A 23,736-nucleotide genomic window follows, 5' to 3' on the forward strand; every position below is an offset into this window, starting at 1 on the left:
TTATGATTGATAGTCCTTTTCGTTTACCACGTTACACGCCTTTTGGTTTAGGTGAGTCTGTTGTCGAGTGGGCAACTGGGCTATCTAAGCTAGATAAGCTCTATCAAGATAGACCTGATGAGTTATCTAGCTTTGAATTCATGCATCACACCTTGTCAGCATTGAATATCGACTATTCCGTTTCAGCAGGCGCCACTGATAATATTCCCGAACAAGGGCCAGTAGTCATTGTGGCTAACCACCCGCTTGGTGCGATTGAAGGCGTGATCCTTGCTGATCTCGTAGGATCGGTAAGGAAGGATGTGAAGGTGTTGGCCAATGAATTGCTCAAGCGACTGCCTGAACTGGATGATCTTTTCATTGGGGTCGATGTCTTTAACAGTAAAGAATCGAAACGCACCAATGCTAAAGCTATTCGAGATGCCAATCGTCATTTAGCAGACGGTGGACTCTTGATTGTGTTCCCTGCTGGCGAAGTATCGAGTTACCGTAAAGGGGCCAAGACACTAACAGACATCGAGTGGAGCAAATCAGTCGCAAAGTTTGTTAAGCGTCACCAAGCCACCACGGTGCCTATCTTTATCAATGGCAAGAACAGTGAGCTTTTCTACCAAGCGGGCCGTGTTCACCCACTACTGAGAACGGCTTTACTTGGCCGTGAACTTCTTAATAAACAGGCGACGACTATCTCTATCTCGATTGGCTCTTCGATTCCGTATTCAGAGATCAAATCGTTTGAAAAAGAGATGGATATCGTCAACTACCTACGACTCAATACCTACCTAATGAGTCAACAAGATAGCCCGAATACGCCAATCCACGCGCCCTCTTTTGACACCCAAGTGATTGCGCCTATTCCACCAGAAGTGTTGGCAATAGAGGTCGATTCTCTTCCTGAAGAGATGAAGTTACTTGAGCAAGGAGACTTCGAGGTCTACTGTACGCCAAGCCAATCTATTCCTAACTTAATGCGCGAAATTGGTCGAGTTAGAGAAGAGAGTTTCCGAGAAGTCGGAGAAGGCAGCGGGCTTGCCTGTGATTTAGATGAGTATGACCTTTACTACCATCAACTGTTTGTATGGAACAAAGCTAAGGCTGAATTAGTGGGTTCATACCGACTTGGTATGGTCGACAAGCTCATCGCTGAGCACGGGCTTGATAAGCTCTACTCTCGTAGCCTGTTTAACTACAATCAAGAGTTCATTGACACCCTAGATAACAGTATTGAACTTGGGCGCTCCGTAGTGAGTAAGCCTTATCAGAAGAGCCTTAACTCACTGTTGCTATTATGGAAAGGCATCGCGGCTTTTGTGTACCGTCACCCCCAATATACCCATCTATTCGGCCCAGTCAGTATCAGTAATGATTACAGCCACAATGCGCGTCTGTTGATTGCGACTACCCTATCCATACACCATTACGATGAACAAAAGGCGAACCTGGTTTCTCCTTCGTCACCACTCAATACCAGTAATAATGTGTTCTGGCAGAATCACCTGCTATCGTCATTGGCGAGTGTCCCTCTACTTTCTAAAGTGTTGGCTCGTATGGAGCAAGGGAAAGGCCTACCGGTACTGCTACGCCAATACTTAGGGATGAACGGTAAACTTGTGTGCTTTAACGTCGATCCATCTTTTAATGATGCCTTGGATGGCTTGATTGTGGTTAATCTTAAGAAAGTACCATTGAAAACCCTAGGCAAATACATGGGCAGAGACCTCGCTCAAGATTATCTAGAACAGCACGCTCGACGCTGATTTAGCCTGCTCTGTACCTATACTCAAATAAGTGCGATGATTTCGACACTTATTTGGGTTAGGTTATTTTCATGCACACCTCTTTTATCAAACAACTACAAAGCTTTGACTTCTCTGAGAGTCAGGTTGAATCTCTATTAGCTGTCGCGAAGCCGCTTGAGCTGCCAACCCGACACATCCTGATCAATCAAGGTGAGATGGCGAGTTCAATCTACTTTGTACTTGAAGGCTTATGCCACGCTTGTTATCTCACTAATGACGGTAAGCAATACAGCAAAGAATTCTACTGGGAACAAGACTGGATCATCGGCTTTGAGAGTTTGATAAAGAACCAAGCGTCCCCTTACCTACTAGAAACACTCACACCAATTACTATGTTAGAACTGCCAATGAATGCGGTTATTGAGTGGCGTGCAGCAAATAACCCTTTGTATTTAAAGCTGTTAGAAACTCAGCTGATGCATAAGGAAAACAAAGAACGCTTTATGCTGCTCTATACTCCAGAGCAACGCTATCAGCTTTTCTGCGAACATTACCCCGACCTTGAGCAGCGCTTGAACGACAATCAAATTGCGGCCTATCTAGGAATAACCGCCATCAGCCTGAGCAGAATTAAAGGTCGAATTAACAATAGTTAATGCCAACAATCATCGCACATAGTACATTCAGAGCATCGATAACCTCTGGATGTAAACATGATCACTTGGCACTCAATTCCCTTCTCTGAACTTTCAACACAACAGCTTTATCAACTACTTAAATTACGAGTAGATGTGTTCGTCGTTGAGCAAAATTGCCCTTATCCAGAGCTCGATGGTAAAGATACACTCGCAGGTGTTGAACACTTGCTTGGCTATGCTGATGCAGAGCTAGTGGCGTGTGCACGTTTGTTACCACCCGGCACCTCTTACGACAACACGAGCATCGGCCGAGTGGCGACCAAGCAATCGGCAAGAGGTGATGGCTTGGGTCATCAATTGATCAAAGAAGCGTTAACACGCTGTGAGTCTCTTTGGCCGAACAAGACCATCGATATTGGCGCGCAACAACACCTAGAAAACTTCTATGCGAGCCACGGGTTCGAAACTATCTCTGAGATGTATCTGGAAGACGATATTCCGCATGTAGACATGAGATTAGAAAAGTAATGACGAATATCACTGTCGGTATTCTATTGTTGGTTGCAGGTAACTTGTTTGCCTCGCTTTCCGACGTAGCGGTAAAACTATTGAATGGCGAAGTACCGCCCTTACAGTATATTTTTTTCCGACAGTTGATATCTCTGCTCATCATCACCCCTTTGTGGCTACAGCAGAAAAAAGAACAACGACGCTTACAACAAGCTAAAGTGACCTTTATTCGAGGACAACTGATCCTAATCGGCAGCGGATGTATGGTCGTCGCGATCACCCACCTTTCTTTAGCTACCGCCAACGCAGTATTTTACGTCGCGCCCCTGTTGATGTTACCTCTCTCTATGTTTCTACTCAAAGAGCAACCGGCACTTGGCAAGGTTATCGCCACCACTATCGGTTTTATTGGTGCATTGATTGTCTTGAGGCCATCACAATTTCATTGGGCAGCGCTGTTTGCTTTGGGTACAGCACTCACCCTCGCACTATTCAATGTATTGGTAAGAAAGCTTCCTAGTGAGCAAACGGTGGTTACTACGCTGTGGTGGACAACGTTATGCTCTATTCCAGCCTCATTAGTACTGTGCTTCTTATACTGGCAGCCGGTGTCTGTGGAGCATTTAGGATACATAGCATTAAGTGCGACGCTCATTTTAAGCTACAACGGACTTGCGGTCGCTGCCTACCAAAAAGCACACTCTAGTCAAATTGCCTTGGCTGAATACTCAGGCTTAGTGTTTGTCGCAATAATAGGCGCGATATGGTTTGATGAGATTCCAGATACGTTAACCTTTATCGGAATTATGCTCATCATCTTACCGCTTGCACCTTTCAAGCGACCAAAAAAAAGAGCTAATCATTAGCTCTTTTCTATCGACTGTCTGTATCTGACGAAGCGCTTTAACGCAGGCTTAGTATTGAGCTATTTACTACGGCCAAAGCCACCGTCTGACAATCGGAAAAACATCACCGAAGTGTTGCCTTTTTCTAGCTGAAGAATGTCTAGTTTCCCGGTCTCGGCGAGTTTAAATCGAACTAGCTGGCCTTTACGAATCTGACTAAGTGGTTTGTCTGCCCCTTCAATACGCACTAGCGCGTTCAAGTCAGACAACGGTAAGTCGTTATTTCGAAAAACCTGCGCTAACGTATCCCCTTGCTTCACAAGATACTCTTGCCAATTGTTGTTACTCGGTTCTGATGAACTGCTCTTGGCATTTAGCTGTTCGCTTAAGCCAACCGTGTTTATCTCAAGCTCGACGCGCGATGTTGCTGGAGCTGCGTCTACTTTAGGTTCTGGTAGCGGCACAAAAAGTAAGATCAATACGATCGGAGAAATCACCATCAATAGTCTCTGGTGTAATTTTGGCAATGATCCCCAGGCCTGCACGGTTGAGGTTTTCATTTTCTTGATATCGATCGAACTTAATTTATCTTTGACCTGATTCAGTCGATCCTTGAACTCTGCTAAGTGGTCTACTTTCTGTTTTTTCTTTTGACGACGATTCATGCCACTGCGTCCTATACATTGAATAACTACAGTATAAAAACCAAAGTACCAACAGTATAGATCTTTCCGCTACAACAGAGACCAAAGCAAGAAAATTGACATAGCTGTGATTTGGACACGGTAAAGCGTAAGTGATCAGGGGCTAGCCGTTTATTCAGGCTGCTAATACTGGTATTCTTACCCTTTTCGTACTGACAAAAAGAGTGACTTTTCATGTCTGAAGTAAAATTTGAAACTGTAGAGCAAAAAGCTAGCTACGGTATCGGTCTACAAATGGGCCAACAACTTGCTGGTTCTGGTCTTGAAGGCCTAAACGTAGACGCAATCGCTGCTGGTATCGCAACAGCTCTAGTTGGTGACATGCCAGCTATCGAAGTTGACGAAATCAACAACGCACTACAAGAGCTACACACTCGTGGTGAAGCTGCACGTCAAGAACTAGCTAAAGCAGCTGCTGCTGACGGCGAAGCTTTCCTAACTGACAACGCTCTTCGTTCAGAAGTAACAGTTCTTGAGTCTGGTCTTCAGTACGAAGTACTAACTGAAGGTACTGGCGAAATCCCTACTGCAGACAAGCAAGTACGTGTTCACTACCACGGTGAACTAACTGACGGTACTGTTTTCGACAGCTCTGTATCTCGCGGTCAACCTGCTGAATTCCCAGTAACTGGCGTAATTCAAGGTTGGGTACAAGCTCTACAAATGATGCCTGTTGGCTCTAAGTGGAAGCTATACATCCCTCAAGATCTAGCATACGGTGAGCGCGGCGCAGGTGCTGCAATTCCACCATTTGCAGCTCTAGTATTTGAAGTAGAACTTCTAGCTATCCTTTAATTTTTATAAAAACCTTTAGTAAAACAAAATACTATAGGCAAATAAAATTAAAATAATCCAACGGCGATGTGACTACATCGCCGTTTTTCGTTTATAGTGAATAGGTCGATTACTTTATTACTTAAGGAAGAATAATGAAGAAAATACTCATCACTATGCTCAGCAGCCTTGCTGTAGTCTCTTGCGCTAGCACTAGCGACTCTGAACAAACCGGTTCAACATCAGATACCAACTATTCCCAACTATCACAAACTGCCCTGATGGCAGCTGTAAATATGTGGTCTCAACAAAACGAAACAACACCACTTGCTGATACCGTTGCTGACCAAGCATCTGTAACAAGCGATCAAGCGATTGGCGGTATCGGTTCAATGCTAGCACTTGCACAAAATTCGCTTGGCACTGCGGACAATAAAGAACTCGCATCACTCATTCCTGGAATGTCTTCACTTGAATCGACTGGCTTAACATCAGTTCTAAGCTCACAAGGTGCTGTTGAAAGTGCGTTTGCTGGGTTAGGTATGGATTCGTCAATGGTTACGACATTTGCACCCATCATTCTTCAGGCACTTCAATCACAAGGTGCAACGAGTGGCCTTATGGATTCACTTGCGGCTATTTGGCAGTAGGCCATCGCGATTAGCGATTAGCGATTAGCGATTAGCGATTAGTTGAAGAATATTGTAAGGGCACTTCGGTGCTCTTTTTTGTGCGTGGAAGAAAAGATATTTGAGATACGAGATACGAGATACGAGATACGAGATATTTTTGAAAAATAGAGCAGAGCAGGCAAGCAAGCAAGCAAGCAAAAATGCCAAACATCGTGGTGCAATTTTTCAATTCGATAGAAACAAAAAAAGCCGAGCTAATGCTCGGCTTTTTGTATTAAGAATCTAGTCTAGATTACTCAGCAGCTTCTTCAGCAGCTGGGCGGTCTACAAGCTCAATGTAAGCCATTGGAGCTTTATCACCAGTACGGAAACCACATTTAAGAATGCGAGTGTAACCACCTTGGCGAGCCGCGAAACGCGGGCCTAGTTCATTAAATAGTTTTGCCACAACTTCGTTATCACGAGTGCGAGCAAATGCAAGACGACGGTTAGCAACACTGTCTGTCTTAGCTAGGGTAATCAATGGCTCAATTACGCGACGTAGTTCTTTTGCTTTAGGCACGGTAGTTTTAATAACTTCGTGACGAACAAGAGAGCTAGCCATGTTGCTGAACATCGCTTTGCGATGACTGCTGTTGCGGTTGAGTTGACGACCACTTTTACGATGGCGCATGACCTAATCCTTCTAACTTTTCGATTAATCTTCAGCGATTGACGCTGGTGGCCAGTTTTCTAGGCGCATGCCTAGAGAAAGACCACGTGAAGCAAGCACATCTTTAATCTCTGTAAGAGATTTCTTACCAAGGTTTGGCGTTTTAAGTAGCTCAACCTCAGTGCGCTGTACAAGATCACCGATGTAGTGAATCGCTTCTGCTTTCAAACAGTTAGCAGAGCGAACTGTTAGTTCAAGATCGTCTACAGGACGTAGTAGGATAGGATCGAATTCTGGCTTCTCTTCCTTCTCCTCAGGTACACGTACATCACGAAGATCTACGAACGCATCCAGTTGTTCAGCTAAAATAGTAGCTGCACGACGGATTGCTTCCTCAGGTTCTAGAGTACCGTTCGTTTCCATATCGATAACAAGCTTGTCTAAATCAGTACGTTGTTCTACACGTGCCGCTTCTACAGCATAGGCGATTTTATCAACCGGGCTGTAAGTAGCGTCAACTAATAGACGACCGATAGGACGCTCATCTTCTTCAGTATGGATACGAGCTGAAGCTGGAACGTAACCACGACCACGTTCTACTTTGATACGCATAGCGATCTCAGCATTGTCATCCGTTAGGTGACAAATTACGTGCTCAGGGTTAGCGATCTCTACATCACCATCGTGGGTGATGTCACCTGCAACAACAGGGCCTGAGCCTGATTTGTTCAGTGTAATAAACACTTCATCTTTGCCTTCAGCAACGCGTACAGCTAAACCTTTAAGGTTTAGAAGGATTTCCAGGATATCTTCCTGAACGCCTTCTTTAGTGCTGTATTCGTGTAGCACACCTTCAATTTCAACTTCTGTTACGGCACAACCCGGCATAGAAGATAGAAGAATGCGGCGAAGAGCATTACCTAGAGTGTGGCCGAAACCGCGCTCTAATGGCTCAAGAGTTACTTTCGCGTGTGTCGTATTGATCTGTTCAATGTCAACAAGACGCGGCTTAAGAAATTCTGTTACAGAACCCTGCATTGTGTCCTCTCTTTTTTTAACCTTACTTAGAGTAAAGTTCGACGATCAAGTGTTCATTGATGTCAGCTGATAGGTCAGAACGCTCAGGCATACGCTTGAATGTACCTTCCATTTTGCTAGCATCTACTTCAATCCAAGTTGGCTTTTCACGTTGTTCAGCAACTTCTAGAGCCGCTTTAATACGAGATTGCTGTTTAGCTTTCTCGCGGATAGAAACAACGTCGTTAGCCGCTACTTTGAAAGAAGGAACGTTTACAACTTTACCGTTAACTAGAACAGACTTGTGGCTAACTAGTTGACGAGATTCAGCACGAGTAGCGCCAAAACCCATACGGTAAACTACGTTATCAAGACGACCTTCAAGAAGCTGAAGCAGGTTTGCACCTGTGTTGCCTTTAAGACGTGCAGCTTCTTTGTAGTAGTTGCGGAATTGTTTTTCTAGAACGCCGTAGATACGACGAACTTTTTGCTTCTCACGAAGCTGAACGCCATACTCAGATAGACGACCGCGACGAGCGCCGTGTACACCTGGTGCGTTATCAATTTTACACTTGGTATCGATCGCACGGACACCAGACTTAAGGAATAAGTCAGTACCTTCGCGACGGCTAAGCTTCAGCTTAGGACCCAAATATCTTGCCATGATCTTTCTCCAATATTCCTAGAAACGAAACTTAAACGCGACGTTTCTTAGGTGGACGACAACCGTTATGAGGGATTGGTGTCGCATCAACAATGTTAGTGATACGGAAACCAGCAGCGTTCAGTGCACGAACAGTAGATTCGCGACCTGGACCTGGACCCTTAACCATAACTTCCAAGTTCTTTAGGCCATATTCTTTAGCCATTTCACCACAACGCTCAGCTGCAACTTGTGCTGCGAACGGAGTAGATTTACGAGAACCACGGAAACCTGAACCACCTGCTGTAGCCCATGCAAGAGCGTTGCCTTGGCGGTCAGTGATAGTTACGATTGTGTTGTTGAAAGAAGCATGAATGTGCGCTACGCCATCAGCTACTTGCTTGCGTACGCGCTTACGCGCGCGAGTTGGTTGTTTTGCCATTGTACTCTACCTTATCCGACTATTTCTTGATCGGCTTGCGCGGACCCTTACGGGTGCGAGCGTTGGTTTTAGTACGCTGTCCACGTAGTGGTAGACTGCGACGATGACGAAGACCGCGGTAACAGCCAAGGTCCATAAGACGCTTGATGTTCATCGATACTTCACGACGTAGATCACCTTCTACAGTGTATTTAGCTACACCATCACGCAGTTGATCGATCTGCTCTTCAGTTAGTTCACTGATCTTAGCATCTTCAGCAATACCCACTTCAGCTAGAATAGCTTGAGAGCGAGTTTTACCAATACCGTAGATTGCAGTAAGTGCAATTACAGAATGCTTATGATCAGGAATGTTAATGCCGGCTATACGGGCCATTATTCACTCCTAAGGGGGTTCATAAAAGAATTATCCGCAGCAAAGCCCGTTATGGATACGCTGCGGCATACTACTTCTTTTGCACGCAAAAGGTAGGCCGAGGAATATACTCGACTCTACCTAGTATTTCAAGTAAAAATTTCTGCTGATTAGCCTTGGCGTTGCTTATGCTTTGGCTCACTGCAAATCACGCGAACGACACCGTTACGCTTGATAACTTTACAGTTACGGCAGATTTTTTTAACGGAAGCACGAACTTTCATTGCTAAACTCCGTAAATGGAATCGAAATAATTACTACCGAATTAACGGCCGTAACCTTTCAGATTCGCTTTCTTTAACACAGAATCATACTGTTGTGACATCAGATGAGTCTGTACCTGTGCCATGAAATCCATGATAACAACCACTACGATTAGTAGGGAAGTGCCGCCAAAGTAGAAACGAACGTTCCACGCGACCATCATGAACTCAGGAATCAGACATATAAAAGTAATGTATAGAGCGCCCGCAAGGGTTAGTCTAGTCATCACTTTATCGATATATTTCGCTGTCTGCTCACCTGGGCGGATACCGGGTACGAATGCACCAGACTTCTTCAAGTTATCAGCTGTTTCACGTGGGTTAAACACCAACGCTGTATAGAAGAAACAGAAGAAGATTATAGCTGCTGCATAAAGCATTACATACAACGGTTGACCTGGGCTAAGAGCTAATGACACGTCAGTTAACCAACCGAACGCGCTGCTTTCACCATTTTGACCAAACCACTGCGCTAATGTTCCTGGGAACAAAATAATACTTGATGCAAAAATCGCTGGTATAACACCTGCCATATTAATCTTAAGTGGCAAATGAGAACTTTGTGCTGCAAACACTTTACGACCTTGTTGACGCTTCGCATAGTTAACGACGATACGACGTTGACCACGCTCCATGAAAACCACGAAGTAAATTACAGCAAAAGACAATACCGCGATAAACAACAGAAGAAGCACATGCAATTCACCTTGACGCGCTTGCTCGATTGTTTGACCGATTGCAGAAGGCAATCCAGCAACAATACCTGCAAAAATCAGAATGGAAATACCATTACCGATTCCTCGCTCAGTGATTTGTTCACCTAACCACATCAAAAACATGGTACCAGTTACTAAACTCACGGTAGCAATAAGCGTAAACATGGTTTGGTTGATAACAACCAGATTGTCGACCATGTTTGGTAAGCCTGTTGCGATACCAATAGCTTGGAATGTTGCAAGTACAAGCGTGCCGTAGCGTGTATATTGGCTTATCTTACGACGGCCTGCTTCACCCTCTTTCTTGAGTTCCGCTAACGCTGGATGAACTACAGTTAGCAATTGGACTACGATCGATGCCGAAATGTACGGCATGATACCCAATGCTAATATAGATGCACGCTCAAGAGCACCACCGGAGAACATGTTAAACATTTCTACGATGGTACCTTTTTGCTGATCGAACAAATCGGCAAGTACAGCTGCGTCAATACCAGGGATCGGCACAAAAGAGCCGGCTCGGAATACTAAAAGTGCACCAATTACGAATAATAAGCGCGACTTTAGTTCACTTAAGCCGCTTTGAGCACTACGAAAATCTTTTCCTGGTTTCTTAGCCATCTGTACCTCGTTCCTCGAGATTATTCCTCGATTTTACCGCCTGCAGCTTCGATTGCAGCTTTAGCGCCTTTAGTCACGCGTAGACCTTTAACAGTCACAGCTTTGCTTAGGTCACCAGAAAGAACGATCTTAACAAACTCGATGTTCTTAGTGATAACGTTAGCAGCTTTAAGGCTGTTAAGATCAACTACGTCACCTGTTACTTTCGCTAGCTCAGCTAGACGAACTTCAGCAGACACTAGGCTCTTACGAGAAGTGAAACCGAATTTAGGTAGACGTTGTTTTAGAGGCATTTGACCGCCTTCAAAACCTGGACGAACAGAGCCGCCAGAACGTGACTTTTGACCTTTGTGACCGCGGCCACCTGTTTTACCAAGGCCAGAACCGATACCACGACCTACACGCTTCTTAGAAGGTTTAGAGCCAGCAGCCGGTGATAGAGTATTCAAACGCATTCTGATTACTCCTCAATCTTAACCATGTAGTAAACCTTGTTGATCATACCGCGTACGCACGGTGTATCTTCAAGTTCTACTGTATGGTTGATGCGACGAAGACCTAGACCTTTAAGACACGCTTTGTGCTTAGGTAGGCGACCAATTGAGCTTTTAGTTTGAGTTACTTTAATAGTTGCCATCGTGTTCTTACTCCGAAATAGATTCAACAGTTAGACCACGTTTAGCAGCAACCATTTCTGGTGACTTAACGTCTACTAGAGCACCAATCGTTGCGCGAACAACGTTGATTGGGTTCGTTGAACCGTATGCTTTAGAAAGTACGTTATGTACGCCTGCAACTTCAAGTACGGCACGCATTGCACCACCGGCAATAACACCTGTACCTTCAGCAGCTGGCTGCATGTAAACTTTAGAGCCCGAATGACGACCTTTCACCGGGTGGTGAAGAGTGCCTTCGTTAAGCGCAACAGTAACCATGTTACGACGCGCTTTTTCCATTGCTTTTTGAATCGCAGCAGGTACTTCACGAGCTTTGCCGTAACCGAAACCTACACGACCATTACCGTCACCAACTACTGTTAGTGCAGTGAAGCTCATGATTCGACCACCTTTAACCGTCTTAGATACACGGTTAACAGCGATCAGCTTTTCTTGCAAATCATTAGCTTGTTGTTGTTCTTTAGCCATCTTCCAACCCTACCTTAGAATTTCAGACCAGCTTCGCGAGCAGAATCTGCTAGCGCCGCTACTCGACCGTGGTATTGGAAACCAGAACGATCAAATGCAACTGTAGCTACGCCTTTTTCAAGAGCGCGCTCAGCAACAGCTTTACCAACTGCTTTAGCTGCATCAACGTTACTAGTGTTCTTAACTTGCTCACGGATCGCTTTTTCTACAGTAGAAGCAGCTGCGATAACCTCAGAGCCGTTTGCCGAGATAACTTGAGCGTAAACATGGCGAGGAGTACGGTGTACTACCAAGCGAGTTGCGCCAAGTTCTGCAATCTTACGACGTGCACGTGTAGCACGACGGATGCGAGATGCTTTCTTATCCATAGTGATACCTTACTTCTTCTTAGCTTCTTTAGTACGCACATTTTCATCTGCGTAACGAACACCTTTACCTTTATAAGGTTCAGGAGCACGGTAAGAACGAATGTCAGCCGCAACTTGACCTACTACTTGCTTATCGCAACCAGTAATAATGATCTCAGTTTGGCTAGGGCACTCAGCTTTAATACCTTCAGGTAGAGCGTGCTCTACTGGGTGAGAAAAGCCTAGTGTTAGACCTACAGAGTTGCCTTTGATAGCAGCACGGTAACCAACACCTTTAAGAGTTAACTTCTTAACGAAGCCCTGAGTAACACCCACAACCATGTTATTAACTAGAGCGCGAGCTGTACCAGCCTGTGCCCATGCGTTAGTAACACCTTCTTTCGGACCGAAAGTTAGGTTGTTTTCTTCCTGTGCAATAACTACGGCGCTGTTAAGAACGCGAGTAAGCTCACCTTTGCTACCTTTTACAGTAACTTCTTGGCCGTTTAGTTTCACCTCTACGCCAGCTGGAATAGCGACAGGTGCTTTAGCAACACGAGACATAATCTACTCCTTAAGCTACGTAACAGATGATTTCACCGCCAAGACCTGCTTTGCGAGCAGCACGGTCAGACATCAGACCCTTGGAAGTAGAAACAACTGCAATACCAAGACCACCCATCACTGTAGGTAAAGAGTCTTTATTTTTATAAACTCTTAGACCAGGACGTGATACACGCTTGATTTGCTCGATTACAGGTTTAGCTTGGAAGTACTTAAGAGTAACTTCTAGCTCAGGTTTTACTTCGCTGTCAACAGCGAAGTCTACGATGTAACCTTCAGCTTTAAGTAATGCAGCAATTGCAACTTTAAGCTTTGAAGAAGGCATTTTTACAGCAACTTTATTTGCTGCCTGACCGTTACGAACTCGGGTCAGCATATCCGAAATCGGATCTTGCATGCTCATAAGATTTACTCCAAATGATTAAGTGGCAATTACCAGCTAGCCTTACGAAGACCCGGAATCTCGCCTTTCATGCAAGCTTCACGAACCTTAATGCGGCTTAGACCGAATTTACGTAGGTAACCGTGTGGACGACCAGTTTGGTTGCAACGGTTGCGCTGACGTGATGCACTTGAATCACGTGGAAGAGATTGCAGTTTAAGAACCGCATTCCAACGATCTTCTTCAGATGCGTTTACATCGCTAATGATAACTTTTAGCGCAGAACGCTTTTCAGCGAACTTAACTACTAGTTTTGCACGTTTAGCTTCACGTGCTTTCATTGATTGTTTAGCCATAACAGTAACCCTACCCTTACTTACGGAATGGGAAGTTAAAGGCAGCCAGCAGAGCTCGGCCTTCCTCATCGGATCCCGCAGATGTCGTGATAGTAATATCAAGACCGCGGACACGATCGACTTTATCGTAGTCGATTTCCGGAAAGATGATTTGCTCGCGAACGCCCATGCTGTAGTTACCGCGTCCGTCAAAAGACTTAGCGCTAACACCACGGAAATCACGTACACGTGGAAGTGCGATAGAGATTAAACGCTCTAAAAATTCCCACATGCGCTCACCACGCAAGGTTACTTTACAACCAATTGGGTAGCCTTCACGAATTTTGAAACCAGCTACAGATTTACGCGCTTTCGTGATAAGTGGCTTTTGACCAGAGATCGTTGCCATATCAGATGCTGCGTTTTCTAGCAGTTTCTTATCGTTGATTGCTTCACCAACGCCCATGTTTAGGGTGATTTTCTCAATCCTAGGGACTTGCATGACGCTTGTGTAGCTGAACTCTTTGGTAAGCTCAGCGACTACAGACGACTTGTAGTAATCATGCAGTTTCGCCATAGTAGAACTCCAAATTACTTCTAATTAGTTAGAAACAGTTTCGCCGTTAGATTTGAAGAAACGAACTTTCTTGCCATCTTCGATACGGAAACCGATACGGTCTGCTTTACCAGTAGCCGCGTTAAAGACTGCAACGTTAGAAGCATCAATAGCTGCTTCTTGTTCAACGATGCCACCTTGTTGACCTAGAGCCGGAACCGGCTTTTGGTGTTTTTTAACAAGATTGATGCCTTCAACAACAACTTTACCAGTTGTCAGAACCTTAGTTACTTTACCTTTCTTGCCTTTATCTTTACCAGCAAGAATGATTACTTCGTCGTTACGACGGATTTTAGCTGCCATGTTGCCGCTCCTTACAGAACTTCAGGTGCAAGTGATACAATCTTCATGAATTTCGCGTTACGAAGTTCACGAGTCACAGGACCAAAGATACGTGTGCCGACTGGTTGCTCAGTAGTGTCATTTAACAATACACAAGCATTACTGTCGAAGCGAATGACAGAACCGTCTGGGCGACGAACGCCTTTACGGGTGCGCACTACTACCGCCTTCAGAACATCACCTTTCTTTACTTTACCGCGAGGAATCGCTTCCTTCACTGTAACCTTGATGACGTCACCGATATGTGCATAACGGCGGTGAGAGCCACCCAGAACCTTAATACACATTACCTTGCGCGCGCCAGAGTTATCTGCTGCGTCAAGTGTACTTTGCATCTGGATCATTGTTAGTGCTCCGCTAAATATTAAAACTAGACCCTCTCGGGTCGGGCTGCCTCTTTAAAAGGGACGCGAATTGTACCACCCTTTTTTTAAATTGGGTAGACAAAAAACAAGCGGCTCCAAAAAATAATTTGGAGCCGCTTATAAGTTATAGAATTACAAAGATTAAATCTTCGCTTTTTCTAGAACTTTAACCAATGTCCAAGACTTAGTCTTAGACAGAGGACGACACTCAGCGATTTCAACTTTGTCGCCTAGGCCACAAGTGTTGTCTTCGTCGTGTGCGTGTACTTTAGTCGTGCGTTTGATGAACTTACCGTAAATTGGGTGTTTTACAGTACGCTCAATAGCAACAACGATAGACTTGTCCATCTTGTCACTTACTACACGGCCTTGCTGGATGCGGTTAGTTTCGCTCATTATGCGCCTGCCTTTTCAGTCAAAACAGTTTTCACACGTGCGATGTCACGGCGTACAGCTTTTAGAGTATGAGTTTGCTGAAGTTGACCAGTTGCAGCTTGCATGCGCAAGTTGAACTGTTCACGTAGCAAATTCAATAGCTCAGCGTTAAGCTCTTCAACGTTCTTTTCGCGTAGATCTTGTGCTTTCATCACATCACCTGCTTAGTTACAAAAGTAGTTTTAACAGGCAGTTTACGCGCCGCTAGGCGGAACGCTTCACGTGCCAACTCTTCAGGTACGCCATTCATCTCGTACATAACTTTGCCTGGTTGGATTTGAGCAACCCAGTACGCAACTGAACCTTTACCTTTACCTTGACGAACTTCAAGAGGCTTTTCAGTAATTGGTTTGTCTGGGAAAACACGGATCCAGATTTGACCTTGACGCTTAATGTGACGTGTCATAGCACGACGTGCCGCTTCGATTTGACGTGCAGTCAGACGACCACGGCCAACAGCTTTAAGACCGAATTCGCCGAAGCTTACTTCAGTACCTTTAGCTAGACCACGGTTACGACCAGTCATAACCTTGCGGAACTTAGTACGTTTTGGTTGTAGCATCGTTCGACTCCTTACTTACGGCCTTTACGCTGCTTCTTAGGCTTATCGCCTTTTGGCTCTACTGCGTTAGCAGCTGGCATACCGCCTAGAATCTCACCTTTGAAGATCCAAACTTTAATGCCGATCACACCGTATTGAGTGTGAGCCGAAGAAGTTGCGTAATCAATGTCTGCACGTAGAGTGTGTAGAGGCACACGGCCTTCACGGTACCACTCTGAACGTGCGATTTCAGCACCGCCAAGACGGCCGCCTACTTGTACTTTGATGCCTTTAGCGCCTAGACGCATAGCATTTTGTACCGCACGCTTCATTGCACGACGGAACATAACACGACGCTCTAGTTGAGACGCGATGCTATCAGCTACAAGCTGACCATCTAGCTCAGGCTTACGTACTTCAGCGATGTTAATTTGCGCTGGTACACCTGCGATTTTAGCTACAGCTGCGCGTAGCTTCTCTACGTCTTCACCTTTCTTACCGATAACAACGCCAGGACGAGCTGTGTGAATAGTCACACGGATGCTCTTCGCTGGACGCTCGATAACGATACGAGATAATGATGCTTTTTGTAGTTCCTTGGTAAGGAACTGACGTACCTTGAAGTCGCCGTCTAGGTTGTCAGCGAATTCGTTGGTATTAGCAAACCATGTAGCATTCCAAGGCTTGACGATGCCAAGACGAATACCATTAGGATGTACTTTCTGACCCATTGCTTACTCTCCTAGTCTTTAGCGATCTGCTACAACAATAGTGATGTGGCTTGAACGCTTCAAGATACGATCCGCACGGCCTTTAGCACGAGGCATAATACGCTTCATGATAGGGCCCTCATCTACGAAGATTTTAGCGACATTTAGATCGTCGATATCTGCACCTTCGTTATGTTCCGCGTTAGCGATAGCTGACTCAAGAACTTTCTTAACTAAAACAGCAGCTTTTTTGTTGCTGAAAGTTAGAATTTCTAGAGCCTGGTCTACCGACTTACCGCGAATTTGGTCTGCAACTAAGCGAGCTTTCTGTGGAGAAATACGAGCAAAGTTATGTTTAGCTAAAGCTTCCATCATCTACTCCTTATTTCTTCTTAGCTTTCTTATCTGCAGCATGACCGCGATAAGTACGAGTTGGTGCAAATTCGCCTAGTTTGTGACCGATCATTTCTTCGGTAACGAAAACAGGGACGTGCTGACGACCATTATGGACAGCGATGGTCAAACCAATCATTGTTGGGATGATCATTGAGCGACGGGACCAAGTCTTAATAGGCTTTTTGTCTCCGCTTTCCACCGCTTTCTCTACCTTCTTCAGCAAGTGTAGGTCAATAAAAGGACCTTTCTTGAGAGAACGTGGCATGGCGATTCCTCTTTATAAATTATTTAGTGCGACGACGTACGATGTACTTGTCAGTGCGCTTATTCTTACGAGTCTTGAAGCCCTTAGTAGGAACGCCCCAAGGAGATACTGGGTGACGACCACCAGATGTGCGGCCTTCACCACCACCATGTGGGTGATCCACCGGGTTCATTACTACACCACGTACGGTTGGACGTACGCCGCGCCAGCGTGAAGCACCAGCTTTACCAAGTTCACGTAGCATATGCTCAGAGTTACCAACTTCACCGATCGTTGCACGACCTTCAGAAAGTACTTTGCGCATTTCACCAGAACGTAGACGGATAGTTACGTATGCACCATCGCGAGCGATGATTTGAGCATAAGCACCAGCCGAACGAGCTAGTTGTGCACCTTTACCAGGCTTAAGTTCAACACAGTGTACAGTAGAACCTACTGGGATGTTGCGCATCGGCAGAGTGTTACCTGCTTTGATTGCAGCATCTACGCCAGATTGAATCTGGTCGCCTGCGTTAACACCTTTAGGTGCAATGATGTAACGACGCTCACCGTCTGCGTACAGAACTAGAGCGATGTTAGCACTACGGTTTGGATCGTATTCTAGACGCTCAACTTTCGCTGGGATGCCATCTTTAGTACGTTTGAAGTCAATCAGACGGTAATGGTGTTTATGACCACCACCGATGTGACGTACTGTAATACGACCGTTGTTGTTACGACCACCGTTCTTAGAGTTTTTCTCTAAAAGTGGTGCGTATGGCTTACCCTTGTGCAGGTCAGCGTTAACAACTTTAACGACGTGACGACGACCAGGGGAAGTCGGCTTACATTTAACAATAGCCATTTTTACTACTCCTGTTATTCCGCGCCGCCAACGAAGTCAAGATCTTGACCTTCTTTCAAAGTAACGTAGGCTTTCTTAACGTCTGAACGACGGCCTTCACGCATACCTTGACGTTTGGTCTTACCCTTTAATACAAGAGTATTTACAGACTTAACTTCAACTTCAAATAGCTTTTCTACAGCTGCTTTGATCTCTTTCTTAGTTGCATCTTTAGCTACTTTGAAAACGATAGTGTTCGCTTTCTCAGCTGCCATAGTTGCTTTTTCAGAGATGTGCGGAGCACGTAGAACTTTTAAGATACGCTCTTCAGTGATCATGCTAGCATCTCCTCAACTTGCTTAACTGCGTCAGCAGTCATCAGAACCTTGTCGAAAGCGATTAGTGATACTGGATCAACACCAGCAACATCACGTGCATCTACTTTGTATAGGTTACGAGCAGCTAAGAATAGATTTTCATCTACTTCGCCAGTCACAATCAGAACGTCGTTTAGCTCAAGCTCTTTAAGCTTAGCTACAAGTTCTTTTGTTTTTGGTGCTTCTACAGAGAAGTTATCAACAACGATTAGACGCTCTTGACGAATCAACTCAGACAGAATGCTCTTCATAGCACCGCGGTACATTTTTTTGTTTACTTTTTGGCTGTGATCTTGTGGTTTCGCAGCAAAAGTAACACCACCTGTACGCCAGATTGGGCTACGAATTGTACCAGCACGTGCACGGCCAGTACCTTTTTGGCGCCATGGCTTAGCACCGCCGCCTGATACTTCAGAACGAGTCTTTTGAGCACGAGTACCTTGACGAGCACCTGCTGCATATGCAACAACTACTTGGTGTACTAGAGCTTCGTTAAAGTCACGTCCGAAAGTAGTCTCGGAAACAGTTAGTGCATCAGCACCTTTAACCATCAATTCCATTACTTACTCCTAGACGTTATGCTTTAACAGCAGGTTTTACGATCACGTTACCGCCTGTTGAGCCTGGTACTGCACCTTTAATAAGGAGTAGATTGCGCTCAGCGTCAACACGTACGATCTCTAGGTTTTGAGTCGTTACACGCTCAGCTCCCATGTGACCTGCCATTTTCTTGCCTTTAAACACGCGGCCTGGAGTTTGACATTGGCCAATTGAACCCGGTGCGCGGTGAGACAAAGAGTTACCGTGAGTCATATCTTGAGTAGAGAAATTCCAACGCTTGATAGCGCCTTGGAAGCCTTTACCTTTAGATGTACCAGTAACGTCTACTTTTTTAATTTCGTTGAAAAGTTCTACGTTTAGCTCAGCGCCAACTTCAAACTCTTCGCCGTTTTCTAAACGGAATTCCCAAAGACCGCGACCTGCTTCTACACCCGCTTTCGCGAAGTGACCAGCTTCAGGTTTAGTTACACGGTTAGCTTTCTTAGCACCAGTAGTTACTTGGATTGCTGCGTAGCCGTCTGTCTCAAGAGTTTTAACTTGAGAAATACGGTTCGCTTCAACCTCAACAACAGTTACTGGGATAGAAACGCCTTCTTCAGTAAATACGCGGGTCATACCCACTTTACGTCCGACTAGACCAATCATTATTCTTATCTCCCTTAACCTAGGCTGATTTGAACATCAACGCCAGCTGCAAGATCAAGACGCATTAGAGCATCAACAGTTTTATCTGTTGGCTCAACGATGTCGATCAAACGCTTGTGAGTACGAATTTCGTACTGGTCACGTGCATCTTTGTTGACGTGTGGAGAGGTAAGAACAGTGAAACGCTCTTTACGAGTAGGAAGTGGAATAGGACCACGAACCTGTGCGCCAGTACGTTTTGCTGTTTCAACGATTTCCGCAGTTGAAGCATCGATTAGCTTGTAATCAAACGCTTTAAGGCGGATACGAATACGTTGGTTCTGCATGAGACAGAGCTCCAATTATTAAAAATTACACAAACAATATCGCCACTCAAGCTCGAAAGAACGAGAGAATGCCGATTGATTTATGTGAAACCGTAGCATCCAAAATCAGGACGCATTGTCAGTTAACTTTTGAAGTAAACACGAAGTTTACTATTTTTATTAACCGCGAACATAAGCTGAGTATACATTACTAGGTAAGACCTACTCCTCAGTGCTCATTGGTTCACAAACCGGCGTTAGCCAGTGCGATGCATTATACAGATCACGTTTTAGTATGCAAGTAGTGTTGGGAAAATAATCGGAATATATTGAAAAAGGAACTTGGGGAGGTATGGAGTATTGCGCGGTAAAGGAATGTTTCTCTATAAATAACAAAAGGGAAGCCGAAGCTTCCCTTTTCAGATGCGTGCTCTTCTAATGAAGAGTGTGCAAAAATCTAAATGCTATTAAGCGAAGATTTTAGCTACAACACCAGCACCAACTGTACGGCCACCTTCGCGGATTGCGAAACGTAGACCTTCGTCCATTGCGATTGGAGCGATTAGCTCAACAGTCATTTGAACGTTGTCACCTGGCATTACCATTTCTACGCCTTCTGGTAGAGTGATATCGCCTGTTACGTCAGTTGTACGGAAGTAGAACTGTGGACGGTAACCCTTGAAGAAAGGAGTGTGACGGCCGCCTTCGTCTTTAGAAAGTACGTATACTTCAGACTCAAACTTAGTGTGTGGGTTGATTGAACCTTTAGCAGAAAGTACTTGGCCACGTTCAACGTCATCACGCTTAGTACCACGTAGAAGTGCACCAACGTTCTCACCTGCACGACCTTCGTCAAGCAGCTTACGGAACATTTCAACACCAGTACAAGTAGTAAGAGTAGTTTCTTTGATACCAACGATTTCTACTTCGTCACCTACACGTAGGATACCGCGCTCGATACGACCAGTAACAACAGTACCACGACCTTGGATTGAGAATACATCTTCAATAGGAAGTAGGAACGGTAGGTCAACAGCACGCTCTGGAAGTGGAATGTAAGAATCTAGTGCTTCTGCAAGCTCAACAATCTTGTCTTCCCACTGCTTTTCGCCGTTTAGAGCGCCAAGTGCAGAACCTTGAATTACTGGAAGGTCGTCTCCTGGGTACTCGTACTCAGAAAGAAGTTCACGTACTTCCATTTCTACTAGCTCAAGTAGCTCTTCGTCATCAACCATGTCACATTTGTTCATGAATACGATGATGTAAGGGATACCAACTTGACGACCAAGTAGGATGTGCTCACGTGTTTGTGGCATAGGGCCATCTGTAGCAGCAACAACTAGGATACCGCCGTCCATTTGAGCAGCACCAGTGATCATGTTTTTAACATAATCGGCGTGTCCAGGACAGTCTACGTGTGCGTAGTGACGTTCAGGAGTATCGTACTCAACGTGAGAAGTTGCGATTGTGATACCGCGCTCGCGCTCTTCTGGAGCGTTATCGATAGATGCGAAATCTTTAGCAACACCGCCGTACACTTTTGCAAGTGTAGTACAGATAGCAGCAGTTAGAGTTGTTTTACCGTGGTCAACGTGGCCGATAGTACCAACGTTTACGTGCGGTTTCGTACGTTCAAATTTTTCTTTAGACACAATCGTGTTCCTTCCTAGTTATGATTCGCCACGTTCATTATTGAGCGAGACGCGCCAGAAATTGCTATTTTATGCGCCAACTCTCGTTAGTGCAATATTTGGACGCATTGATCTTTCAAAAAATGAAAAAAATGCGTCCCTTTTGTTTAACCACGCTCTGCAATGATTGCTTTTGCAACATTGTTAGGCACTTCAGCGTACTCACTAAACTCCATAGAGTAAGAAGCACGGCCTTGTGTCGCAGAACGTAAATCAGTTGCGTAACCGAACATGACAGACAACGGAACTTGTGCACGAATTATCTTCAGGCCAGCTGTCCCCTCGTCCATACCTTCGATGATGCCGCGACGACGGTTAATATCGCCAACAACATCACCCATCCAGTCTTCTGGAGTAGTTACTTCAACTTTCATCATAGGCTCAAGCAGAACCGGTTGCGCTTCAAGTGCACCCGATCTGAAAGCCATAGAGGCAGCGATTGTAAACGCCATCTCACTTGAATCTACTTCATGGTAAGAACCATCATATAGTGTAGCTTTGATATCCAAAACTGGATAGCCAGCAAGTACACCATTGTTCATCTGCTCTTCAATGCCTTTAGCGACTGAAGCGATAAACTCTTTAGGTACGATACCGTTGGCAATTTCATCAACGAAGACAAAGCCTTCGCCAGCTTCTGATGGTTCAAGTTTTAGCCACACGTGACCGTACTGACCTTTACCACCATGCTCACGGATAAATTTACCTTCCGCTTTCGCAGTACCGCGAATCGTTTCACGATAAGCTACTTGCGGGTTACCAACGTTGCAGTTGACGTTAAATTCACGCTTCATACGGTCAACGATGATATCTAAGTGTAGTTCGCCCATACCAGAAATTAGTGTCTGGCCAGTTTCCGCATCCATATCAACGCGGAATGATGGGTCTTCTGCTGCTAGTTTACCTAGAGCGATAGTCATTTTATCTTGATCAGCTTGAGAGCGAGGCTCTACAACGATCTGAATAACTGGATCTGGGAATTCCATACGCTCAAGAACGATTTTATGGTTCTGATCACATAGAGTTTCACCAGTAGTAACATCTTTAAGGCCGATAATGGCTGCGATGTCACCTGCTCGTACTTCTTTTACTTCTTCACGTTTGTTTGAGTGCATTTGAACAATGCGCCCTAAACGTTCACGTTGTTTCTTCACAGAGTTGTAAGCTGTTTTACCGCTTTCAACAACTCCAGAGTAAACACGGATGAAAGTTAAAGTACCAACAAATGGGTCTGTTGCAATTTTAAATGCTAGCGCTGAGAACGGTTCTTTGTCGTCCGCGTGACGCTCAATTTCATTCTCGTCGTCATCAACACCTTTAATTGCTGGTACATCGACTGGAGAAGGAAGGAAATCAACCACTGCATCTAGAACAGCTTGTACACCTTTGTTTTTGAATGCACTACCACAAGTGGCAAGTACGATTTCATTATTAAGGGTACGAATACGAAGACCTTGCTTGATTTCAGCTTCTGTTAACTCACCTTCTTCAAGGTACTTATCCATCAGATCTTCATTTGCTTCCGCAGCAGCTTCAACAAGTTCAGTACGATATTCTTCAGCCATTTCTTGCATGTCAGCAGGAATATCTTCGTACGTGAAAGTCATGCCCTGGTCAGCGTCGTTCCAGTTAATTGCCTTCATCTTGATAAGATCGACAACACCTTGGAAGTTTTCTTCAGCACCAATGTTCAGTTGAATTGGAACAGGAGTTGCGCCTAGGCGGTCCTTGATCTGTTCAACTACGCGCAAGAAATCTGCGCCTGTACGGTCCATTTTGTTAACGAAAACCATACGCGGAACTTGGTACTTATCAGCTTGACGCCATACTGTCTCTGACTGAGGTTCAACACCAGATGAGCCACAGAACACAACAACTGCACCATCAAGTACACGCAGAGAACGCTCTACTTCGATTGTGAAGTCAACGTGTCCAGGAGTGTCGATGATGTTGATACGGTGGTCCGAGAACTGAGCTTCCATACCACGCCAAAACGTAGTCGTTGCTGCTGAAGTGATCGTAATACCGCGCTCTTGCTCTTGCTCCATCCAGTCCATGGTTGCTGCACCATCGTGAACTTCGCCGATTTTGTGAGAAAGACCGGTATAGAACAGAATACGTTCACTTGTGGTTGTTTTACCTGCATCTACGTGAGCAACGATACCGATATTACGGTATTGCTCTATAGGAGTTTTACGAGCCACGGTTGAATCCTCTTATTAGAGACTTAGGGACTATTGCTATGTCTAGATTATGCGTTAAAAGCGATGCTTCGCTAAA

Annotated in this window: 37 protein-coding genes; 6 read left to right on the top strand and 31 right to left on the bottom strand. The window is 45.0% G+C overall.

The features are described from left to right. Positions 1 to 2 precede the first annotated feature (2 nt). From AC3CIA_RS14160 to AC3CIA_RS14175, 4 genes are all read left to right on the top strand, one after another. Entirely contained in the window at positions 3 to 1,757 is a 1,755-nt protein-coding gene (locus tag AC3CIA_RS14160; RefSeq protein WP_488518258.1) for a bifunctional lysophospholipid acyltransferase family protein/GNAT family N-acetyltransferase, read from the top strand. A 71-nt stretch (positions 1,758 to 1,828) separates the two neighbouring features. After that, on the top strand, positions 1,829 to 2,395 hold the full coding sequence (locus AC3CIA_RS14165) for a Crp/Fnr family transcriptional regulator (protein ID WP_114634052.1): 567 nt from the start codon (positions 1,829 to 1,831) through the stop codon (positions 2,393 to 2,395). 57 nt (positions 2,396 to 2,452) lie between these two features. Further along, positions 2,453 to 2,905 carry a GNAT family N-acetyltransferase gene (locus tag AC3CIA_RS14170; RefSeq protein WP_114634053.1) on the top strand — a complete coding sequence of 151 codons (453 nt, stop codon included), beginning with the start codon at positions 2,453 to 2,455 and terminating at the stop codon, positions 2,903 to 2,905. Continuing rightward, complete coding sequence (locus AC3CIA_RS14175; protein WP_017096572.1) at positions 2,905 to 3,753, top strand: DMT family transporter; 849 nt, start codon at positions 2,905 to 2,907, stop codon at positions 3,751 to 3,753. Before AC3CIA_RS14170 ends, AC3CIA_RS14175 begins: the two co-directional genes overlap by 1 nt. Positions 3,754 to 3,812: 59 nt before the next feature. Here the strand turns inward: AC3CIA_RS14175 and AC3CIA_RS14180 are convergent, their stop codons facing one another. Continuing rightward, complete coding sequence (locus tag AC3CIA_RS14180) at positions 3,813 to 4,397, bottom strand: LysM-like peptidoglycan-binding domain-containing protein (protein WP_114634055.1); 585 nt, start codon at positions 4,395 to 4,397, stop codon at positions 3,813 to 3,815. Between the two features lie 213 nt (positions 4,398 to 4,610). On the opposite strand from AC3CIA_RS14180, the gene bamJ reads away from it, so the two are divergent. Both bamJ and AC3CIA_RS14190 read left to right on the top strand, forming a co-directional pair. After that, complete coding sequence (gene bamJ, locus AC3CIA_RS14185; protein WP_017078817.1) at positions 4,611 to 5,231, top strand: BamJ family beta-barrel-assembly machinery protein; 621 nt, start codon at positions 4,611 to 4,613, stop codon at positions 5,229 to 5,231. Positions 5,232 to 5,365: 134 nt separating this feature from the next. Beyond that, complete coding sequence (locus AC3CIA_RS14190) at positions 5,366 to 5,860, top strand: DUF2780 domain-containing protein (RefSeq protein ID WP_114634056.1); 495 nt, start codon at positions 5,366 to 5,368, stop codon at positions 5,858 to 5,860. 274 nt (positions 5,861 to 6,134) lie between these two features. Here the strand turns inward: AC3CIA_RS14190 and rplQ are convergent, their stop codons facing one another. From rplQ to fusA, 30 genes are all read right to left on the bottom strand, one after another. Then, positions 6,135 to 6,515, bottom strand: a complete 381-nt coding sequence (rplQ, locus tag AC3CIA_RS14195) for a 50S ribosomal protein L17 (protein WP_004729812.1) — start codon at positions 6,513 to 6,515, stop codon at positions 6,135 to 6,137. A gap of 24 nt (positions 6,516 to 6,539) precedes the next feature. Next, positions 6,540 to 7,532, bottom strand: coding sequence for a DNA-directed RNA polymerase subunit alpha (locus tag AC3CIA_RS14200; RefSeq protein WP_004729813.1), 993 nt, complete (start codon positions 7,530 to 7,532; stop codon positions 6,540 to 6,542). 22 nt (positions 7,533 to 7,554) lie between these two features. Continuing rightward, positions 7,555 to 8,175 (bottom strand): 30S ribosomal protein S4, encoded by a 621-nt coding sequence (gene rpsD, locus AC3CIA_RS14205; RefSeq protein ID WP_004729814.1) that lies wholly within the window; start codon positions 8,173 to 8,175, stop codon positions 7,555 to 7,557. A gap of 31 nt (positions 8,176 to 8,206) precedes the next feature. Next, positions 8,207 to 8,596: a 30S ribosomal protein S11 gene (gene rpsK, locus AC3CIA_RS14210; RefSeq protein ID WP_004738778.1), complete on the bottom strand. Its 390-nt coding sequence runs from the start codon at positions 8,594 to 8,596 to the stop codon at positions 8,207 to 8,209. Positions 8,597 to 8,615: 19 nt separating this feature from the next. Beyond that, on the bottom strand, positions 8,616 to 8,972 hold the full coding sequence (gene rpsM, locus AC3CIA_RS14215; RefSeq protein ID WP_004738779.1) for a 30S ribosomal protein S13: 357 nt from the start codon (positions 8,970 to 8,972) through the stop codon (positions 8,616 to 8,618). A 149-nt stretch (positions 8,973 to 9,121) separates the two neighbouring features. After that, the gene (rpmJ, locus tag AC3CIA_RS14220) at positions 9,122 to 9,235 is read right to left on the bottom strand and encodes a 50S ribosomal protein L36 (protein WP_000868186.1); all 114 of its coding nucleotides are present in this window, start codon (positions 9,233 to 9,235) and stop codon (positions 9,122 to 9,124) included. A 41-nt stretch (positions 9,236 to 9,276) separates the two neighbouring features. Then, complete coding sequence (secY, locus tag AC3CIA_RS14225) at positions 9,277 to 10,611, bottom strand: preprotein translocase subunit SecY (RefSeq protein WP_004736759.1); 1,335 nt, start codon at positions 10,609 to 10,611, stop codon at positions 9,277 to 9,279. 20 nt (positions 10,612 to 10,631) lie between these two features. Continuing rightward, positions 10,632 to 11,066, bottom strand: coding sequence for a 50S ribosomal protein L15 (gene rplO, locus AC3CIA_RS14230; protein ID WP_004736758.1), 435 nt, complete (start codon positions 11,064 to 11,066; stop codon positions 10,632 to 10,634). A 5-nt stretch (positions 11,067 to 11,071) separates the two neighbouring features. Continuing rightward, entirely contained in the window at positions 11,072 to 11,248 is a 177-nt protein-coding gene (gene rpmD / locus AC3CIA_RS14235; protein ID WP_004736756.1) for a 50S ribosomal protein L30, read from the bottom strand. A 7-nt stretch (positions 11,249 to 11,255) separates the two neighbouring features. Beyond that, positions 11,256 to 11,756: a 30S ribosomal protein S5 gene (gene rpsE, locus AC3CIA_RS14240; RefSeq protein WP_004736754.1), complete on the bottom strand. Its 501-nt coding sequence runs from the start codon at positions 11,754 to 11,756 to the stop codon at positions 11,256 to 11,258. A 14-nt stretch (positions 11,757 to 11,770) separates the two neighbouring features. Further along, positions 11,771 to 12,124 carry a 50S ribosomal protein L18 gene (rplR, locus tag AC3CIA_RS14245; RefSeq protein ID WP_004736752.1) on the bottom strand — a complete coding sequence of 118 codons (354 nt, stop codon included), beginning with the start codon at positions 12,122 to 12,124 and terminating at the stop codon, positions 11,771 to 11,773. Between the two features lie 9 nt (positions 12,125 to 12,133). Next, the gene (gene rplF / locus AC3CIA_RS14250) at positions 12,134 to 12,667 is read right to left on the bottom strand and encodes a 50S ribosomal protein L6 (protein ID WP_004736750.1); all 534 of its coding nucleotides are present in this window, start codon (positions 12,665 to 12,667) and stop codon (positions 12,134 to 12,136) included. 10 nt (positions 12,668 to 12,677) lie between these two features. Further along, positions 12,678 to 13,070: a 30S ribosomal protein S8 gene (gene rpsH / locus AC3CIA_RS14255; RefSeq protein ID WP_004736749.1), complete on the bottom strand. Its 393-nt coding sequence runs from the start codon at positions 13,068 to 13,070 to the stop codon at positions 12,678 to 12,680. A 29-nt stretch (positions 13,071 to 13,099) separates the two neighbouring features. Then, on the bottom strand, positions 13,100 to 13,405 hold the full coding sequence (rpsN, locus tag AC3CIA_RS14260; RefSeq protein ID WP_004736747.1) for a 30S ribosomal protein S14: 306 nt from the start codon (positions 13,403 to 13,405) through the stop codon (positions 13,100 to 13,102). A gap of 16 nt (positions 13,406 to 13,421) precedes the next feature. Next, the gene (gene rplE / locus AC3CIA_RS14265) at positions 13,422 to 13,961 is read right to left on the bottom strand and encodes a 50S ribosomal protein L5 (protein ID WP_004736744.1); all 540 of its coding nucleotides are present in this window, start codon (positions 13,959 to 13,961) and stop codon (positions 13,422 to 13,424) included. Positions 13,962 to 13,985: 24 nt separating this feature from the next. Continuing rightward, complete coding sequence (gene rplX / locus AC3CIA_RS14270; protein ID WP_004736742.1) at positions 13,986 to 14,303, bottom strand: 50S ribosomal protein L24; 318 nt, start codon at positions 14,301 to 14,303, stop codon at positions 13,986 to 13,988. Positions 14,304 to 14,314: 11 nt separating this feature from the next. Next, entirely contained in the window at positions 14,315 to 14,686 is a 372-nt protein-coding gene (gene rplN, locus AC3CIA_RS14275) for a 50S ribosomal protein L14 (RefSeq protein WP_004736740.1), read from the bottom strand. A gap of 162 nt (positions 14,687 to 14,848) precedes the next feature. Beyond that, positions 14,849 to 15,103, bottom strand: coding sequence for a 30S ribosomal protein S17 (gene rpsQ, locus AC3CIA_RS14280; RefSeq protein ID WP_004736739.1), 255 nt, complete (start codon positions 15,101 to 15,103; stop codon positions 14,849 to 14,851). Then, on the bottom strand, positions 15,103 to 15,294 hold the full coding sequence (rpmC, locus tag AC3CIA_RS14285) for a 50S ribosomal protein L29 (RefSeq protein WP_004736737.1): 192 nt from the start codon (positions 15,292 to 15,294) through the stop codon (positions 15,103 to 15,105). Before rpmC ends, rpsQ begins: the two co-directional genes overlap by 1 nt. After that, complete coding sequence (gene rplP, locus AC3CIA_RS14290) at positions 15,294 to 15,704, bottom strand: 50S ribosomal protein L16 (protein ID WP_004736736.1); 411 nt, start codon at positions 15,702 to 15,704, stop codon at positions 15,294 to 15,296. Before rplP ends, rpmC begins: the two co-directional genes overlap by 1 nt. An 11-nt stretch (positions 15,705 to 15,715) precedes the next feature. Continuing rightward, positions 15,716 to 16,414, bottom strand: a complete 699-nt coding sequence (gene rpsC / locus AC3CIA_RS14295) for a 30S ribosomal protein S3 (protein WP_004736734.1) — start codon at positions 16,412 to 16,414, stop codon at positions 15,716 to 15,718. Positions 16,415 to 16,432: 18 nt separating this feature from the next. Then, positions 16,433 to 16,765 carry a 50S ribosomal protein L22 gene (rplV, locus tag AC3CIA_RS14300; protein WP_004736732.1) on the bottom strand — a complete coding sequence of 111 codons (333 nt, stop codon included), beginning with the start codon at positions 16,763 to 16,765 and terminating at the stop codon, positions 16,433 to 16,435. A gap of 10 nt (positions 16,766 to 16,775) precedes the next feature. Further along, positions 16,776 to 17,054, bottom strand: a complete 279-nt coding sequence (gene rpsS / locus AC3CIA_RS14305) for a 30S ribosomal protein S19 (RefSeq protein WP_004736729.1) — start codon at positions 17,052 to 17,054, stop codon at positions 16,776 to 16,778. 19 nt (positions 17,055 to 17,073) lie between these two features. After that, a complete protein-coding gene (gene rplB, locus AC3CIA_RS14310; RefSeq protein WP_017076297.1) occupies positions 17,074 to 17,898 on the bottom strand; it encodes a 50S ribosomal protein L2 in 825 nt (274 codons plus the stop codon). Positions 17,899 to 17,912: 14 nt separating this feature from the next. Next, complete coding sequence (gene rplW, locus AC3CIA_RS14315) at positions 17,913 to 18,215, bottom strand: 50S ribosomal protein L23 (protein ID WP_004736765.1); 303 nt, start codon at positions 18,213 to 18,215, stop codon at positions 17,913 to 17,915. Continuing rightward, positions 18,212 to 18,814 (bottom strand): 50S ribosomal protein L4, encoded by a 603-nt coding sequence (gene rplD / locus AC3CIA_RS14320; RefSeq protein ID WP_004736764.1) that lies wholly within the window; start codon positions 18,812 to 18,814, stop codon positions 18,212 to 18,214. The genes rplW and rplD overlap by 4 nt, the downstream gene beginning before the upstream one ends. A 16-nt stretch (positions 18,815 to 18,830) precedes the next feature. After that, positions 18,831 to 19,460 (bottom strand): 50S ribosomal protein L3, encoded by a 630-nt coding sequence (gene rplC, locus AC3CIA_RS14325; protein WP_004736763.1) that lies wholly within the window; start codon positions 19,458 to 19,460, stop codon positions 18,831 to 18,833. Between the two features lie 14 nt (positions 19,461 to 19,474). Continuing rightward, positions 19,475 to 19,786, bottom strand: coding sequence for a 30S ribosomal protein S10 (rpsJ, locus tag AC3CIA_RS14330; RefSeq protein ID WP_004736761.1), 312 nt, complete (start codon positions 19,784 to 19,786; stop codon positions 19,475 to 19,477). A gap of 446 nt (positions 19,787 to 20,232) precedes the next feature. Beyond that, the gene (tuf, locus tag AC3CIA_RS14335) at positions 20,233 to 21,417 is read right to left on the bottom strand and encodes an elongation factor Tu (protein ID WP_012604914.1); all 1,185 of its coding nucleotides are present in this window, start codon (positions 21,415 to 21,417) and stop codon (positions 20,233 to 20,235) included. A 146-nt stretch (positions 21,418 to 21,563) separates the two neighbouring features. Next, positions 21,564 to 23,660 (bottom strand): elongation factor G, encoded by a 2,097-nt coding sequence (fusA, locus tag AC3CIA_RS14340; protein ID WP_237291043.1) that lies wholly within the window; start codon positions 23,658 to 23,660, stop codon positions 21,564 to 21,566. Positions 23,661 to 23,736: the final 76 nt, after the last annotated feature.

This window comes from Vibrio sp. QJM3NY_27, assembly GCF_057785955.1.